Genomic DNA, 15,802 nt, shown 5'->3' with positions numbered 1-15,802 from the left:
CGGTTACCCCTTGACCCTGGTGGAGTACTCGCCGGTGCGGGTGTCTATGGTGATCAGCTCGCCTTCCTCGATGAACGGCGGCACGCGCAGCACGTAGCCGGTCTCGACGGTGGCGGGTTTGGAATCGCTGCCGGAGGTGTCGCCCTTGACCCAGGGGTCGGTCTGCACGACGCGCAGGTTGACGAAGTTGGGCACGTCCACCCCGATCGCCTTCTCCCTGAACAGGAGCACGTCCACCTGGAGATTGTCGATCAGGTAGTTCTTGGCGTCGCCCATGGCGTCTTCGCTGATGTGGATCTGCTCGAAGGTGGTGTTGTCCATGAAGCAGTAGTGGTCGTCTTCCTTGTAGAGGTACTGCATCACGCGGTCTTCCAGGTTGGCGGGCTCGAAGGTCTCACCGGAGCGGTAGGTGCGGTCCAGGGTGGAGCCGGTGATCATGTTCTTCATCTTGGTGCGGTAAAGGGCCTGCCCTTTGCCCGGCTTGGCGAAGTCAAAGTGAGTGATGATGTAAGGCTCGTTATCGATGGTGATCTTAAGCCCTTTTCTCAGATCGGCTGCAGTGTACATTGGTTCTTCCTCTTCTTACTGTGGGATTGAATAAAGGTTCAGTGTGCTGCGCGCGGAGCACGCAGCTAAACCGGTATTGGGTCCTATGTTATCCGTATGTGCCTTGCAGCGATGCTGAGGGTGGCAGGGACAGACGCCGGGTGACGTACGGGGAAGGGGTCTATTTGGCGCGATAGGTGATGCGGCCGCGGCTGAGATCGTAGGGAGAGAGCTCCACGGTCACCTTGTCGCCAGGCAGGATCTTGATGAAAAACTTCCTCATCTTGCCGGATATGTGCGCCAGCACCATGTGGTCGTTTTCCAGCTTGACCTTGAACATCGCGTTGGGAAGCGGCTCGATGACCGTCCCTTCTACTTCTATTGCTTCTTCCTTGCTCATTTTTGCTCCTGGGAGTTTGTGGCATCTTTTAACAATCTGTGAGTCTACAAATTTTTCCTGCAAAAAGCAAGCTGCATTTCACGGCGGCTGCCATTTTCTCTTCGATATCATCGCTATTTACAGAACTCCCATAACATGCTAAAAAAATGACCAGATTTTACCAAGGAGCACCGACTTTACATGCAAAAACTGATCAGGGAGATCCCCCTGTCCAACGGGCTCACCGTTCGCTTCTTCGATGCCACGCGCCGTTACTTCGGCGATTACCACCAGGTCCGCATCCAGATATGCTGTGAAGTTCCGGTTACGCCGGACCTTTTCCCCGACGAGGAATCCCACCAGGCGGCCCTGAAACTGATCGGCGCCAGTGTGACCTATAAGAAGGACATCGAGCACCAGGGGGTGGCCACGCTCTGCGTGGACCAGACCGTGGCACGGGTCATCGACGATTTCGCCGCGCATTCCCTTGGCTATTTCAACACCCCGGCATTCCCCAGGAAACTGGTCCTTTCCGAACTGACCCGCGCCCGTGGGCGCAGGAGCGCCTTCGTCCCGCGTGGTATGAATGGCTGAGCTTGTCGTCGCTATAGAGAGCCTCTGTTACGGCGGCGCCGGTTTCGGCAGGGCGGAGGGGAAGGCCTGCTTCGTCCCCTTCACCGCCCCGGGTGACCTGGCCAGGATCCGCGTGGTGAAGGAGAAGAGCTCCTTTCTGGAAGGGGAGCTGGTCGAACTCCTCGAGCCTTCACCGTTGCGCATCGCGCCTGACTGCCCGGTCTTCACCGAATGCGGCGGCTGTCAGTGGCAGTTCCTGCCGTATCCCGAACAGCTGACGCAGAAGGGGACCATTTTCACCGACACCCTGGCGCGCATCGGCAAGGTGCCCCGGGACAAGGTGATGCCGGTCGCTGCGTCGCCTGACGACTACGGTTACCGCTCCCGGGTGCAGGTGAAGGTCACGGTGCGGGCGGGCCGGGTGCAACTGGGCTTTTTCCGCACCGGCTCCCATGACGTCGTTGATTTCGGCGCCGGTTGTCCGCTCGCGCAACCGCCGTTGAACCGTATGGCCGCGGAATTCCGGGCGTTACTGCCGACGTTGCCGCAGCTTGAATGGATCCACCAGGTCGACCTCTCCGTCGGCGACAGCGGGGAGGGGATTGCCATCGTGCACAGCAGGGGAGGCGGGGACGCGTTGGTCGAGCGCCTGGCCCGGGCCCGCGCCGAGCTTCCCTCGGTCGCCGGCGCCTTCGTTTCTGTCGGGCGCAAAGGGGAACTGGAGAAGGCATTCGGCATCGAGGCGTTGAGCTACCATGTGCCCGCCGATATCGCGCCGGATTCGAGGGAGCTGGAGCTTCGGTTCGGCAAGGGGGGCTTTTCCCAGGTGAACTATCGCCAGAACCTGGAACTGATCCGCACCGCCTGCGCGTGGGCCGGGCTCACCGGGAAGGAGCGGGTGCTTGACCTCTACTGCGGCAACGGCAACCTTTCCCTGCCGCTGGCGCTCAACGCGGCGCAGGTGCTCGGCATTGAGGGGTACGCGCCATCCATCGCCGACGCGGTCGCCAACGCCGAGGCGAACGGCATCGAAAACGCCAACTTCCAGGTGAGCGACGCGGCCCAGGCCGTCAGGCGGCTGGTCAAGCGGAAGGAGCGGTTCGACCTCGTGGTGCTCGACCCTCCGCGCGGAGGCGCCGAGGCCGCCGCCGAACTGGCCGGCCTGGCCCCGCAAAAGATCATCTATGTTTCCTGTGATCCGGCTACCTTGGCCCGCGATCTCGCTTCACTTTGCGGTAACGGCTACCAGGTGACCCGCTCGAAACCGGTGGACATGTTCCCCCAGACCTACCACCTCGAGAGCGTCACCGAGCTCGTGCGTATATGAATTCAATCCACCTATCGGAGGCTGCATGTTTTTCGGACTGTTCGGCAAGAAGGATTTTCGTCACTACCAGAACCAGGGTGCCAAGCACCTCGCCGCTGAGCGTTACTCGGACGCTCGCGTCGATTTCCAGGAGGCGCTGAAGCTCTGCCCGGCGGAAGCCTCGCACGAAGCAGCCGCCATCCGCCAGGGGCTCGACCAGGCCTGCGACCAACTGGGCGAGTTGAACCTGCAGGAAGGTGAGCACGCCCTGCGCGCCGGCGAGGCCCAGAAAGCCCACGACCATTTCTGCCTCGCCGCCGACCTCGCCGCCGACCCTTCCCTCAAGGCGCGCGCCCGTGCCGAAGCCGCCAAACTCGAAGCTCCCGAGGCCGCGGTCAAGCCGGCAGCCGCACCGGCGGGAGGGGGGAACTACAAGCCGCACAGCGGCGGTTCCTGCACCACCTGCAAGGGGCACGGCGACCACCACCACGAGGAGCCCGCGCCGATGGAGATGAGCCTCTCCGAGGAGGACCAGTTCTTCCTCATGGTGCAGCCGCTCCCCGGCGATCTTCCCGCCCGCTACGCCACCCTCGGCCCCCAGTTCGCCAAGGCGTACCTCATGATTCATGACGGCAACGACCGCGACGCCTTCCCGATTTTGCAAGAAATGTTGTTATCTGGTGAAAATGACATTGTATTATACGAAGTGGCACTTATAATGTTCCGTGCGGGGCAAATTCATGAGAGCGAGGCGCTCCTGAATCGAGCACTGGCGCTGAATCCGCAAAACGCAGCCGTCTACATAGCACTCGTTCATTTGTTTGCCGGCGGCGGGCGCTACCCGCAGGCGATAGCCACCGTGCAGAAAATGCTGGAACTGGACATTCTCCCTGACCAGGCCCAATTCATGCTGGGCGAGCTGCACGAGACGATAGGCGATATCGATCGGGCTGTTGAGTTGTGGACCAAGTCGTTGGAACACCCCGGCGTTGCCAAGGCGGCCGCCGAGCGGCTCATCCCGATCCTGAACCGCCAGGGGCGCAGCGACGACGTGAAGTATCTGTCCAAGAAATATCTAAAGGGATGTTGTTAAAAGAAGCTGTTTTTCGGAGGTGGACAATGAACAAATCAGAACTCATTGAATCTCTCGCAGCTAAAAAGACCCTCTCCTTCAAGAAGGCCGAGGAAGTCGTCAACGCCGTGTTCGCCTCGATGACCGAGGCCCTGCTTTCCGGTGACCGGATCGAGATCAGGGGGTTCGGCAGCTTCGTGGTCAAGGAATACGACGCCTATACCGGCAGAAACCCCAAGACGGGCGAGTCCATCTCCGTCAAGGCGAAGAAGCTGCCCTTCTTCAAGGTCGGTAAGGAGCTGAAGGAGAAGGTCTCCGGCTAACCCTTTCCGCCCTTACCGTCACGGGAGTAACGGATCTCGACACCACTACTGCGCCCGCCGGCCGCCATGGCCGACGGGCGCCCATTATTCTCGAAGCATCATCAGCCTTAACCTTGCTGGACTGGCCTTACCATGTTTCCCACCTCTTGGTCATACATCGTCGAGGCTCTCGGCGGCCTGGCGCTCTTCATACTCGGCATGCGCACCATGTCGGAGGGGCTGCAGAAGGTCACCGGTGAGCGCCTGCGCCGCGTGCTGGAGAAGTCCACCGGCAACCGTCTTACCGCCCCCCTGATCGGCAGCTGTCTCGCCTCGATCCTGCAGTCCGGCTCCGCGGCCTCGGTCCTCGTCGTCGGCTTCGTCAACGCGGGGCTCCTCTCCCTGTACCAGGCGCTGGGCGTGCTGCTCGGTACCGGCATCGGCACCACCCTCGCCATACAGTTCATCGCGTTCCGCGTTTCCGCCGTGGCGCTCCCCGCCATCACCATCGGCGTGTTCCTCAACTTCTTCTCCCGCAGCCGCAAGCTCTCCGAGGCCGGCGGCATGCTGCTGGGTATCGGCCTGGTCTTTTTCGGCCTCTCCATCCTGGAAGGGGCCTGCCTTCCCTTAAGCGAAAGCGCCATCATCGCCGGGCTGCACCAGGGGATTCCCTCGCTGCGCCTGGTCGCGGTCCTCCTCGGCGCGCTGCTCACGTTCCTGGTTCAGTCCGGCAGCGCCACCCTGGGTATCGTTATCGCGCTCGCCTCGGCGGGGGTCTTGTCCTATGACGCCGCGATCGCCATGGTGATCGGCGAGGTGGCCGGGGCGGCCCTGATACCGCTGATCGCCTCCATCGGCGGCAGCCAGACCGCGAAGCGCGCCGTGGTGATCTATCTCGGCATCAGCCTGGTGGCCATATCCCTGGCCCTGGTCTTCTTCCCCTTGTTCCTGAAGGTCGTGGCGCTGGTCTCACCCGGGGACGTGTCCCTGCTGCACCGCGGAGCGCCGCCGGAAGCGGTGGTGCAGGCCCTGCGCCCCCATATCGCCCGGCACCTGGCCAACGCACATACCGTCTTCACGGTGGCGTCGCTGTTCATCTTCCTCCCGACCATTGGCTTTTTCGCCCGTTCCGCCGAGACGCTGCTCCCCACCAGGCGCTCCGAGAGCGAACCGCGTCCGCGTTTTATCGATCTGCGCGTCATCAAGACCCCCACCATCGCGCTGGTGCAGGCGTGGAACGAACTCTCCCGGATGGGCGGCATCGCGGCGGCGATGTACACGGAACTGGTGTCGCAGTTCGACGGCTTCAACCCCAAGGTCGCCGCGGCCGTGCGCGACAAGGAGGTCGTTTTGGACGTGCTGCACCGCGACATGTCCCAGTTCCTGGTGGCGCTCTCCCGGGAGACGCTCTCGCTCGAGCGGGCCGTCGAGATTCCGACCATGCTGGAACTGGTGAACGAGATCGAGCAGGTGGGGGACCAGGCAGAGGCCATCCTCAACTATCTCATGCGCAAGAAGGAGGAGCGGCTCAGGTTTTCCGCCAGTGCCATGGAGGAGTTGAAGCGTGTCGCCGCCAAGGTGGGGGAGGTGGTCGCTCTGTGCGAGACCGCCTTGAAGGGTGAGCCGGTCCCCGAGGTGACCGATCTCAAGCTCGAAATCGCCTCGATGGAGAGCGAACTGCAGACGAGCCATCTGCGCCGTCTTAAAAGCGGCAAGTGCAACATCGTCGCGGGGCTGCTCTACGGTGACATCATCATCAGTTTTTCCAAGATATCCCAGCTTTGCTTCTCCATCATCGCCCAGCGCAAAGGACTCAACCCATGACCGACAAGGTAGCCGCCATCGATCTCGGCACCAACACCGCACGACTTCTCATCGCCACCCAAGCTCCTTATCAGCAACTGCTCTTGAAGCGCATCATCACCAGGCTCGGCGGCGGCTTCACCCGCGAGGCCGGCCTGTCTCAGGAGGCGCAGGAGCGCTCCCTGGCCGCGCTGAGGGAGTTCGCCGCCGACATGGCGAGTCACGGCGTGGCGCGGCTGAGGGCGGTGGCGACCTCGGCGGTTCGCGACGCGAAAAACGGCGCCGAGTTCTGCCGGCGCGTACTCGAGGAGACCGGCATCGCCCTTGAGATCATCGACGGCAACGAAGAAGCCATGCTGACCCTGAGGGGGGTGGCCTCCATCCTTGACAACAGCAACGAGGACCTGGCCGTGTTCGACGTAGGGGGAGGGAGCACCGAGTACACGCTGGCAGCGGAGCGAAAACCGCTCTTCTCCCGCAGTCTGCCGATAGGGGTGGTGCGCCTTACCGAGGGGAAGGTTGGGGTCGCCGAGATGGAGGACAAGATCCGGCGCGAGCTGCGCGCCTTCAGGAGCGAGCTGGCCGGGGAGGGACTGGCCGAGCGTTTCAGCGGGGCGACCCTGGTGGGGACGGCCGGGACGGCCACGACCCTGGCGGCCATCGACCTCGGCATGACCGACTACGACTACAAAAAGGTGAACAACCACACCCTGCCGCTGGCCAAGGTCGAGGCGATGTTCCAAAGGCTGCTGCCGCTCACTCCGTGCCAGCGCCTGGATGTGCCGGGGCTGGAACCGGGGCGCGAGGATCTCATCATCGCCGGGATCCTCGTGGTGCTCACGACGATGCGCGAATTCGGCTTCGAGACCTTCAAGGTGAGCGACGCCGGACTGCTGGAAGGGCTCATCCTCGGCGTGTAGGCGCTCCCCGAGCCTTTATTGTTTTGACAAAGCAGTGTTGGACGCTATACTCATTAAGCGTTCAGCCAGAACTTTTTAATGACCGGTTGCCTCCGTCCATCCTTCGGGAAGCGGTCGGCCTCCCTTTCCTGCCGAAGGAGCCTGTTGTCGATGTATCTCAGCAAAGATTCCTATAAAAAGATCATAGAAGACCTGCGTGACGGGCTCTACATCGTCGACCTGGACCGCAGGATCGTGTTCTGGAACCATGCTGCTGAAAGGATCTCCGGGTACCGTGCGGATGAGGTGATCGGGAGGCCCTGCGCCGACAACATCCTGTGCCACGTCGACGACGTCGGCCTCAACCTCTGCTGCAGCGAATGTCCCCTGGCGTCCACTATCGATTCTGGAGACCCGCACGACGCCCAGGTGTTTCTGCACCACAAGAACGGGCACCGGATTCCCGTGCTGGTGCGCGTCATCCCGCTGACCGACGACAACGGCAAGGTGATAGGCGGCGTGGAGATGTTCTCTGACAACAGCGGCCAGATCGACAACGACGTTCGGCTGCTCGAGCTGGAAAAGCTCGCCCTGCTGGATGGGCTCACCCAACTCGCCAACCGCCGCTACCTCGACCGCGAGCTCGAGTCCCGCCTCGAGGAGCTGAACCGTTACGAAATCCCGTTCGGGATCCTCTTCATGGACCTGGACGATTTCAAGGCCGTCAACGACCGTTACGGTCACGAGACCGGAGACCGCGTGCTGCAGTTCGTCGCCGGGACCCTGAGCGCAAACTCCCGCCCATTCGACCTCTACGGACGCTGGGGAGGGGAGGAGTTCGTCGGCATCATCCGCAACGTGACCGCCGCCAACCTGAAACACCTGGGGCAGCGTTTGCGTCGCCTGGTGGAAAAATCCTTCGTGCTGGTGGAAGGTGAGGCCCTCAGGGTCACCATCTCCATCGGCGCCACCATGGCCGTCGAAAAGGACACCGTGCAGACGTTGCTGGCACGGGCCGACGCCCTGATGTACCAGAGCAAGGCCGCCGGCAAGAACCGGCTCACCATCGGCTGACTCTACCCATCCGTCACCGCACCCCATCCACGAAAATCCTGTGACAACTCCTGTCTGTTCCCGTTTGCGCCACTCTTGACCTTTTTCTTGCCTTTATCCCGCCCGCGCTGAGCCATTGAAAAATTTGATGGTAGACTCATGTCGTTTGGTTTCCTGCAGAGCCGCTGTTCCAACGCCATGAAAGGGAGGAATTAAAGATGGGTGTAAAGATCGCCACGAGATGCACTGTCGCCGTCCTTGCTACGTTGGCGGCCACCCCAATCTGGGCCGGCTGCAGCCACCGTGCCGCCGAGGTACCACCCGGCCAGCAGGTGACAGAAGCAGCGCTGGACCCGGCCGATGCGGCCATTGATCCGGCGCGTTGGGGCAAACTGTATCCGGTCCATTACCAGCAGTGGAAACTCACCAGCGAACCGACGCCGGCCGGCCTCAGCAAGTACAAGAGGGGGTACGACGTTGGCGAGGAGCGGCGCGACAAGCTGGACGAGTACCCTTTCCTGGCGCTGCTGTACAACGGCTGGGGGTTCGGCGCTGAGTACAACGAGCCGCGCGGGCACTACTACATGGTGCAGGACCAGCTCGAGGTCGACCCGGGCCGGATCAAGGCCGGGGGCGCCTGCCTCACCTGCAAGACTCCCTACGCGCCGAAACTCGCCAGGGAGATGGGACCGGCCTATTTCTCCACTCCCTACAAAGAGGTGCTGGCGCGCCTCCCCAAGGCCAACCAGACCCTCGGCGTCGCCTGCATCGATTGCCACGACAACCGTGGGATGACGCTCAGGATCTCGCGCGGCTTCACGCTGGGCAAGGCCCTCAAGGTCATCGGTCTTGACGAAGCCAGGCTGACGGCGGACCAAAAAAGGACGTTCGTCTGCGCCCAGTGCCATGTCACCTACATGATCCCCAAGGACAAGGATATGCATTCCACCGACGTCGTCTTCCCGTGGGCGGGGAGCAGCGAAGGGCATATCACCATCGAGAACATCATCAGGCAGATCAAGAGTTCGCCTGCCAACCTGGAATGGACCCAGGCGGTGACAGGGTTCAAGCTTGCCTTCATACGGCATCCCGAGTACGAGTTCTACTCCAACCAGAGCCCCCACTACCAGGCGGGGGTTACCTGCGCCGACTGTCATATGCCGATGATGACCTCCAACAACGAGGAGTTGACCGATCACAGGATCATGAGCCCGCTCAAGGGGAGCATGTCGGCCTGCGCCGCCTGCCACAGCGAGACCCCGGCACAGTTGCGGCAGAAGGTGATCGACATCCAGGACCGCTTCATCGACCGCTACCTGAAGACCGGTTATGCCGTCGCCAGCGATGCCAAGCTTTTCGAGATGGCGAACAAGGCCGCAGCCGCCGGCAAGCAGATCGACAGGGAGCTGTACGGGATGGCAAGGGAGCACTACGAACAGGCCTTTTACCGCCTGATCTTCCTCGGGGCCGAGAACTCCACCGGCTTCCATAACCCGGCCGAGGCGATGCGCGTCATCGAGGATGCGGCAAACCACGCCGCCGGCGCCGACATGCACCTGCGCCAGTTGCTGGCCAAGGCGGGCGAGCGGGTGCCGGAAAAGGTCGACCTGGAATTGTCGAAATACGAGAACAACCGCGGCACCAAGAAGCTGCAGTTCAAGAAGGAACACGAGATACTCCCGCCGACGCTGGTCAAGTAGCCCCAAGACGGCGGGAAGGAGGTCAGGGGAGGGTGTGCCGACGGGTGCACCCTCTTCTTTTGTCCGCTGCCCGGCTCACGCGGCTTGACGCCCATGACACGGCCGGGTAGACTTGCCCCGTCTAATGATTTCAGCAGCATCGCTGTATTTCATGTGAATCGGGGATATCCGATACACCTTCGAGGGAGGGAATTGTGGAATTGAAAGAGTGGACGCCGGCAACTCTTCTGGAACTATCCGGATCATACTGGAGCACCTGCACCCTGCACGCCGGGGTGAAACTGGACATCTTCACCCCGCTTGCCTCGACCCCGATGACGGTGGTGGAACTGGCCGGCGCGCTGACCTGCGACGCGCGCGGGCTCGCCATGCTGCTGGACGCGCTCGCCGCTCTCGGCCTTCTGAAAAAGGAAGACCGCCTCTACTCCGCGACAGCGTTTTCCGCCAAGTTCCTCAGCCGCACCTCCCCCGAATACCTGGGACACATCATCATGCACCACCATCACCTGGTCGCCGGCTGGAGCCGCCTCGACGAGGCGGTCAAGACCGGGCAACCGGTGCGTGAGCGGGTATCCCACGAGGACGTCGAGAGCTCGCGCGAGAGCTTCCTGATGGGGATGTTCAACCTGGCCATGATCCTGGCCCCGAAGATCGTTCCCCAGATCGACCTGCAGGGACGCAGGCGTTTGCTCGATCTGGGCGGTGGACCGGGCACCTACGCCATCCATTTTTGCCGGCATAACCCGCAACTCGATGCCGTCATCTGCGACCTCCCGACCACCAGGAGCTTCGCCGAGCAGACCGTGGCGCGTTTCGAGCTGTCGGACCGTATCGGCTTTGTCGCCGCCGACTTCGAGCAGGAGGACCTGCCCGAGGGGTTCGACGTGGCCTGGTTGTCCCACGTGCTGCACGGTATCGGCCCCGATGCCTGCGCCAGGGTGCTGACAAAGGCCGTGGCGGCCCTGGAACACGGAGGGTTGATACTGATCCAGGAGTTCATCCTGGACGACAAGAAGGACGCACCCGTATTCCCGGCGCTGTTCTCGCTCAACATGCTGCTCGGCACGCCGGATGGGCAAGCCTACAGCCAGGGCGAACTGTGCGACATGCTGAAAAAGGCGGGGGCGACCGAGGTGAGGCGGCTTCCCATCGAATTGCCCAACGGAGCCGGAGTCATAGTCGGGGTCGTGCCCTGAAGTACAGCTGCGGGGCGGGTACTCTCGTGAAGTAAACGGGCGGTGCTTCTCCCGCCCCGGACGGGCAGGGAGGGTGAGGGGGGAATTAAACCGGGGAGAACATCTCCGGGAAGGGAGGCGACATGGAACAGGAGGAGAGAAAGACTTCCGTCCGCAGCACCGCCATGGTGCTGCCGCTTTTCGCAGTCGCCTGTGCCGTTTTCGCGGCGTTGCTGCTTTTTTCCTCCGGCCCCGGCGCCAGGCTGCACGCCTGGAGCTTCAGGACCGGATTCGCCATGATCAAGGCGGCGGGATACATCGGGCTAGGGTGCGCCGTGGTGGCGCTCGCCTCGAGCGTGATCGCCGCCAGGAAAAGGGACTTCAGGGGGATCTTGGTGTCGCTGGTCGCCCTTGTCCTCGCCCTGATCTCGTTCGGGATACCTCTGTACTGGAAGGTACAGGCGCAAAGCTATCCGCGCATCCATGACATCAGCACGGATCTCAACAACCCGCCGCGTTTCGTCGCTATCAGCACGGAGCGCGGTGCAGGAGTGAGATATGGCGGGGTGGAGGTCGCCACACAGCAGATGAAGGCGTACCCGGAAGTGAAGACGGTTGTTTTGGCGCTCCCTGCGAACGAGGCTTACAAGACGGCACTGCTGACGGCGAGGGATCTGGGGTGGGATATCGTGGCTGAGCGCCCGGCGGAAGGGACCATCGAGGCGACCGACACCACCAGGTGGTTCGGCTTCAAAGACGACATCGTGATCCGCATCGTCCCCGCCGGTGACCGGTCGCTGCTCGACATCCGCTCCGTGTCGCGGGTCGGCATCTCCGACCTCGGCACCAACGCCAAACGGGTACGCGCTTTCCTCGCGAAGATAGCGCCACCCCACACGTAAGGCGCGCCGCGGCACCAGCGGTGCGAGAACGCGGCTGTGTGATCTTTTCATCCCCGGGTAAGGCTCCCCGGGGATTTTTATTTGTCGCCTTTGCCGCGGATCAGCTTGAGGATGTTTTTCGCGCAGAGATCCAGGTTACTCTGGACGAAGGTAAGTGTCTCCATGCGGTTGTCGACCGTCACGAAGAGCGTTTGGGGCGCGGTGTTCGCCATCGCCCCCTTGCTGGCAAGCTCCACCTGCAGGACACAGAAATCAGCCGAATCCAACCGGGCCCCGCCGCTGCGATCTTTGGAAGCCATCACGTCCTCCTTTACAGCCAATGACGTTGTACGCCATACCATGAGACAGAAAGCATCCACCAGTTAAGGGCAGATTGCAGTAGTTTCGATGATTTAGATGTATCTTGGATCACATTAAGAGAAGTTTGTCGGAAAAGCGCCTACACGATGACAGACGCCGTATGCAAATGCCTGGTGTATTGGGCCCCCTCGCTCACCGACAGGACGGGCGGTACGGTGTGGCGGGAACGCTGGAAGTACCGGCGCGCCCGACCGTTCAAAGGGCAGGCGCGCCGGAATCAGTGGTGGACGTGATTTGCTAATATTTCTCGAAACGCACGTCGTGATCTTCGAGGTCCAGTGCCGCTCCCGAGAAGGTGAGACGGCTGTCTTGTTTTTTCGGCGTGACCTTTCTCGGAACCGGCTTGGCAGCGGACCGGCGCTCAGGTACCGTCACGTTCACGCCCTTATCCCCCGCAGTCAGCAGCGAAATGGCGCCTTGCAGTTGTTCGGCTTGGCTGGCGAGCTCCTCCGCGGTGCTCGCCATTTCCTCGGCGGCGGAAGCGTTCTGCTGGATCACCTGGTCGAGCTGCTGGATGGCCTGGTTGATCTGCAGCACGCCGGTGTCCTGCTCCTTGCAGGCGGCGGTTATCTCCTGCACCAGTTCAGAGGTCCTCTGGATGTTCGGAAGCATCTGCGCCAGCATCTCTCCCGCCCTATCCGCCACTTCCACGCTCCCTTGAGACAGGTTGGAGATCTCAGCGGCTGCCTTTTGGGACCGCTCCGCGAGCTTTCTCACCTCACTTGCCACGACGGCGAACCCCTTGCCGTGTTCCCCCGCTCGCGCTGCCTCGATGGCCGCGTTCAAGGCGAGCAGGTTGGTCTGGCGCGCGATCTCCTCGATAATGGAGATCTTTCCGGCGATCTCCCGCATGGCCTGCACCGTCTTGGTCACCGCCTCGCCGCTCTCCTTGGCGTCGGCTGCCGTTTTCAGGGCGATCTTCTCGGTCTGCATGGCGTTGTCCGCGTTCTGGCGCACGTTGGCCGACATCTGCTCCATGGCTGAGGACGCCTCCTCGGCTGCCGAAGCCTGCTCCGTCGCCCCCTGGGACAACTCCTCAGCACCTTGAGACATCTGCTGACTTCCGGAGGAAACGTTATCCGCAGCGCTCATCACCTCGCCGACGACCGCGCGCACGGAGCGGATGATGAAGAGAGCCACCGCGATGACGATGGCCACCACGACCAGGGTAGAGGTGACCGCCAATACCAGAGATGACTTCTTGATGGCGATGGCCTCTTTGCTCCCCTTGTCCGACAGCGCGAGGTTGTACTTCAGGTGCGCGGCAAATACGTTGTCGGCCTTGGTGCAGACGGCGCGGTTCGAGGTGAACACCTCCCTCGCCTCGCTGTTCTTGTTTGCACGCGACAGGCCAAGTACCTTGTCCAACATGGCGTACAGTTCCGCGGTGGCGGCGCGGTCATCGGCCAGAAGCTGCCGGTCCTTGTCGTCAGATAGAAGCGCCTCGTACTCCTTTAGCGCCTTATCGACCTCGGACCTACCTTCCTGGATCAACCGGTCCAACTCCGCCATCTTGGATTCGTCGGTATTGAGAATGTGGATCAAGGTCTCCGTCTGCACGTCGCGCATCGCGATGGAAGCCCGGTTTAACACGGTGATACTCGGGACACTGTTGATATTCCCGTAGTTTGCAGCGTTGTAGACACGCTCCGACTGGAACTCGTTGAACACCGTGAGTCCCACCATAGCGAACACCGAGACGAACAGCATTAGGAACAACCTTTTTGAAATAGACATTCTACGACTCCTTTAATTTGCGGTTGATTGACCACAGATGATTCTGATTGCTCACCCCTTTTCGGTAATACATTTCCCGACTTTAGTAGTAAAAAAACACCGGTTTAGTACCGGGCAATGTTCCCTACCACTTTGATCTGATTTCCCCGCGAGCCGCCGTGGTCAGGGGTTAGAGATAGCCCTGTGATGTGCGCGCGGAATTTGAGATCGCAGTGCCACATATTTAGGCGCCAGTTTTGCCCCCTTACCGCTCTCCTCGCAGTCGCCCCTAAAGCCGATCCGCAACCATGAACGATATTTTCCCCTGTGATGTCTATGGCTTGACGTGTTCCTGCGCTATGTATACCGATTTTTACCCGCCCGCTGGCACAGCTTCTGCTCTTTACAGCTACGTAAGCAGTTCCAGGGCAATGACGCCCGCTGCGCTTTGTTAACGAAGCATCCGCTTCGGAGGGAGGCGACATGGGTGAGCAAAAGAAGGTTTTTATCGGCGACACCACGTTGCGCGACGGCGAACAGACTGCAGGGGTTGTCTTCAGCGCACGCGAAAAGATTGCCATCGCCAGGCACCTGGATGACATGGGCGTGCACGAGCTGGAGTGTGGCATCCCCGCCATGGGTGAGGAGGAGCGCCAATCGATCCGGGCCCTGGTCGACCTCGGGCTGTCGGCACGCCTCATCACCTGGAACCGCGCCGTGATAACGGACATCGAGGCGAGCATCGCCTGCGGCATCGAGGCCGTAGATATCTCGCTGAGCGTTTCGGACATCATGATCGAGCACAAAATCAACAAGAGCAGGGGGTGGGTGCGCGAACAACTGAAGCGCGCGCTGGGGTTCGCCAAGGCGAAGGGACTGTACGTCTGCGTTGGGGGCGAGGACGCCAGCCGCGCAGACGGCGACTTCCTGGTCGAATTGATGCGGATCGCACACGATAGCGGCGCCGACCGTTTCCGGTTCTGTGACACGCTCGGCATCCTCGATCCCTTTGCCATGTATGAAAAGGTGGCGCGCCTGAAGGCGGCGGTGCCGGAACTGGAGATCGAGGTGCACACCCACAACGACCTGGGGCTCGCCACCGCCAACGCCCTGGCCGGGGTGAGGGGAGGGGCGCGCTACATCAGCACGACGGTGAATGGTCTGGGAGAGCGCGCCGGCAACGCGGCCCTCGAAGAGGTGGTCATGGCCCTCAAGATCGCCTGCGGCATCGACGTCGGCATCGACACCAGGCGCCTGCGCGCCGTTTCCAAGCTGGTCGGGCGCGCCTCCAAGCGCGAGGTGCCGGCATGGAAGGCGGTGGTGGGGGAAAGGGTGTTCGCGCACGAGTCAGGGCTGCACGCGGACGGGGTGCTGAAGGACCCGCGCAACTACGAGGTCTTCACCCCTGAAGAGGTAGGGCTCACCAGGCACATCGTGGCCGGCAAGCATTCCGGTACCAATGGCATCGTGGAGAGCTACCGCCAGATTGGGATACCGATCTCGCGCGACGAGGCGCAGGAACTGATGGAATTGGTAAGGAGCACCGCACAGCGCCTCAAGGGACCGCTGGCGCCGAAAGACCTGCTCCAGCTGCACCGCGCCCGTACCGTCTCGCTGGCAGCATGAGCCGGGATCCAAACCGGCCCGATTGGGTGCACAAAAGTTAGGCAGCTGCCTCGACGCATAGCCCGACACAGCAAAGAAACCAGATTCCGTAAACGATATAACAACGGAAAAGCAGCAACTTACAAATTGGCACGGTAGCTGCTTAGAGTAGAATGAAAACCGAATAGGGATACACCGAGGTATTCCATCCAGAGCAACAAGGCAAGGGCGCCACCGTAGCAGTACGGAGCGCCTTTTTTATTTGGAATTGGCCTCGAAAACCAAAAGGGCACCGCGCCGCCTTCGCATCTGAGGTGATCGGACGAGACCGGCGGGTTCGTCAGAATGGCTGACGAAGTCGGTCGAGCGTTCACCGGTAGACGGCGGCGGCAGCGGCGCACAAAAAAAGGA

General features: G+C 61.6%; 15 protein-coding genes. 11 read left to right on the top strand and 4 right to left on the bottom strand.

All coding sequences use genetic code 11. The features are described from left to right. Positions 1-3: 3 nt before the first annotated feature. Together efp and infA are read right to left on the bottom strand one after the other, a co-directional pair. On the bottom strand, positions 4-567 hold the full coding sequence (gene efp / locus KOL99_RS14040; protein ID WP_199388847.1) for an elongation factor P: 564 nt from the start codon (positions 565-567) through the stop codon (positions 4-6). Between the two features lie 160 nt (positions 568-727). Next, entirely contained in the window at positions 728-946 is a 219-nt protein-coding gene (gene infA / locus KOL99_RS14035) for a translation initiation factor IF-1 (protein ID WP_012530490.1), read from the bottom strand. Positions 947-1,126: 180 nt separating this feature from the next. Here infA and KOL99_RS14030 point away from each other — a divergent pair, with 180 nt between their 5' ends. The 10 genes from KOL99_RS14030 to KOL99_RS13985 all read left to right on the top strand — a co-directional run bounded on the left by KOL99_RS14030 (position 1,127) and on the right by KOL99_RS13985 (position 11,710). Beyond that, positions 1,127-1,519, top strand: a complete 393-nt coding sequence (locus tag KOL99_RS14030) for a hypothetical protein (protein ID WP_216511072.1) — start codon at positions 1,127-1,129, stop codon at positions 1,517-1,519. After that, positions 1,512-2,825, top strand: a complete 1,314-nt coding sequence (gene rlmD / locus KOL99_RS14025) for a 23S rRNA (uracil(1939)-C(5))-methyltransferase RlmD (RefSeq protein WP_216511071.1) — start codon at positions 1,512-1,514, stop codon at positions 2,823-2,825. The genes KOL99_RS14030 and rlmD overlap by 8 nt, the downstream gene beginning before the upstream one ends. Positions 2,826-2,850: 25 nt before the next feature. Next, complete coding sequence (locus KOL99_RS14020; RefSeq protein WP_216511070.1) at positions 2,851-3,897, top strand: tetratricopeptide repeat protein; 1,047 nt, start codon at positions 2,851-2,853, stop codon at positions 3,895-3,897. 26 nt (positions 3,898-3,923) lie between these two features. Further along, a complete protein-coding gene (locus KOL99_RS14015; protein ID WP_183349941.1) occupies positions 3,924-4,199 on the top strand; it encodes an HU family DNA-binding protein in 276 nt (91 codons plus the stop codon). 132 nt (positions 4,200-4,331) lie between these two features. Then, positions 4,332-6,002 (top strand): Na/Pi cotransporter family protein, encoded by a 1,671-nt coding sequence (locus KOL99_RS14010; RefSeq protein WP_216511069.1) that lies wholly within the window; start codon positions 4,332-4,334, stop codon positions 6,000-6,002. After that, positions 5,999-6,901 carry a Ppx/GppA phosphatase family protein gene (locus tag KOL99_RS14005; protein ID WP_216511068.1) on the top strand — a complete coding sequence of 301 codons (903 nt, stop codon included), beginning with the start codon at positions 5,999-6,001 and terminating at the stop codon, positions 6,899-6,901. Before KOL99_RS14010 ends, KOL99_RS14005 begins: the two co-directional genes overlap by 4 nt. Positions 6,902-7,051: 150 nt before the next feature. Beyond that, positions 7,052-7,954 (top strand): sensor domain-containing diguanylate cyclase, encoded by a 903-nt coding sequence (locus KOL99_RS14000; RefSeq protein ID WP_216511067.1) that lies wholly within the window; start codon positions 7,052-7,054, stop codon positions 7,952-7,954. A gap of 197 nt (positions 7,955-8,151) precedes the next feature. Then, positions 8,152-9,633 (top strand): ammonia-forming cytochrome c nitrite reductase subunit c552, encoded by a 1,482-nt coding sequence (locus KOL99_RS13995; RefSeq protein WP_216511066.1) that lies wholly within the window; start codon positions 8,152-8,154, stop codon positions 9,631-9,633. A gap of 194 nt (positions 9,634-9,827) precedes the next feature. After that, positions 9,828-10,829, top strand: coding sequence for a methyltransferase (locus tag KOL99_RS13990; RefSeq protein ID WP_216511065.1), 1,002 nt, complete (start codon positions 9,828-9,830; stop codon positions 10,827-10,829). A 122-nt stretch (positions 10,830-10,951) separates the two neighbouring features. Continuing rightward, positions 10,952-11,710, top strand: a complete 759-nt coding sequence (locus tag KOL99_RS13985; protein WP_216511064.1) for a DUF1499 domain-containing protein — start codon at positions 10,952-10,954, stop codon at positions 11,708-11,710. Between the two features lie 77 nt (positions 11,711-11,787). Here KOL99_RS13985 and KOL99_RS13980 read toward each other — a convergent pair whose 3' ends face one another. Then, complete coding sequence (locus KOL99_RS13980; RefSeq protein WP_216511063.1) at positions 11,788-12,009, bottom strand: hypothetical protein; 222 nt, start codon at positions 12,007-12,009, stop codon at positions 11,788-11,790. Between the two features lie 298 nt (positions 12,010-12,307). Beyond that, complete coding sequence (locus tag KOL99_RS13975; protein ID WP_216511062.1) at positions 12,308-13,807, bottom strand: HAMP domain-containing methyl-accepting chemotaxis protein; 1,500 nt, start codon at positions 13,805-13,807, stop codon at positions 12,308-12,310. A gap of 462 nt (positions 13,808-14,269) precedes the next feature. Here KOL99_RS13975 and nifV point away from each other — a divergent pair, with 462 nt between their 5' ends. Beyond that, positions 14,270-15,412: a homocitrate synthase gene (gene nifV / locus KOL99_RS13970; protein ID WP_216511061.1), complete on the top strand. Its 1,143-nt coding sequence runs from the start codon at positions 14,270-14,272 to the stop codon at positions 15,410-15,412. Positions 15,413-15,802 lie beyond the last annotated feature (390 nt).

Origin of the sequence: Geomonas azotofigens (genome assembly GCF_018919395.1) — a bacterium.
Lineage (GTDB): Bacteria > Desulfobacterota > Desulfuromonadia > Geobacterales > Geobacteraceae > Geomonas > Geomonas azotofigens.
Note: the sequence above shows the minus strand (reverse complement) of the source record. Positions and strands in the feature narration are given on the sequence as shown.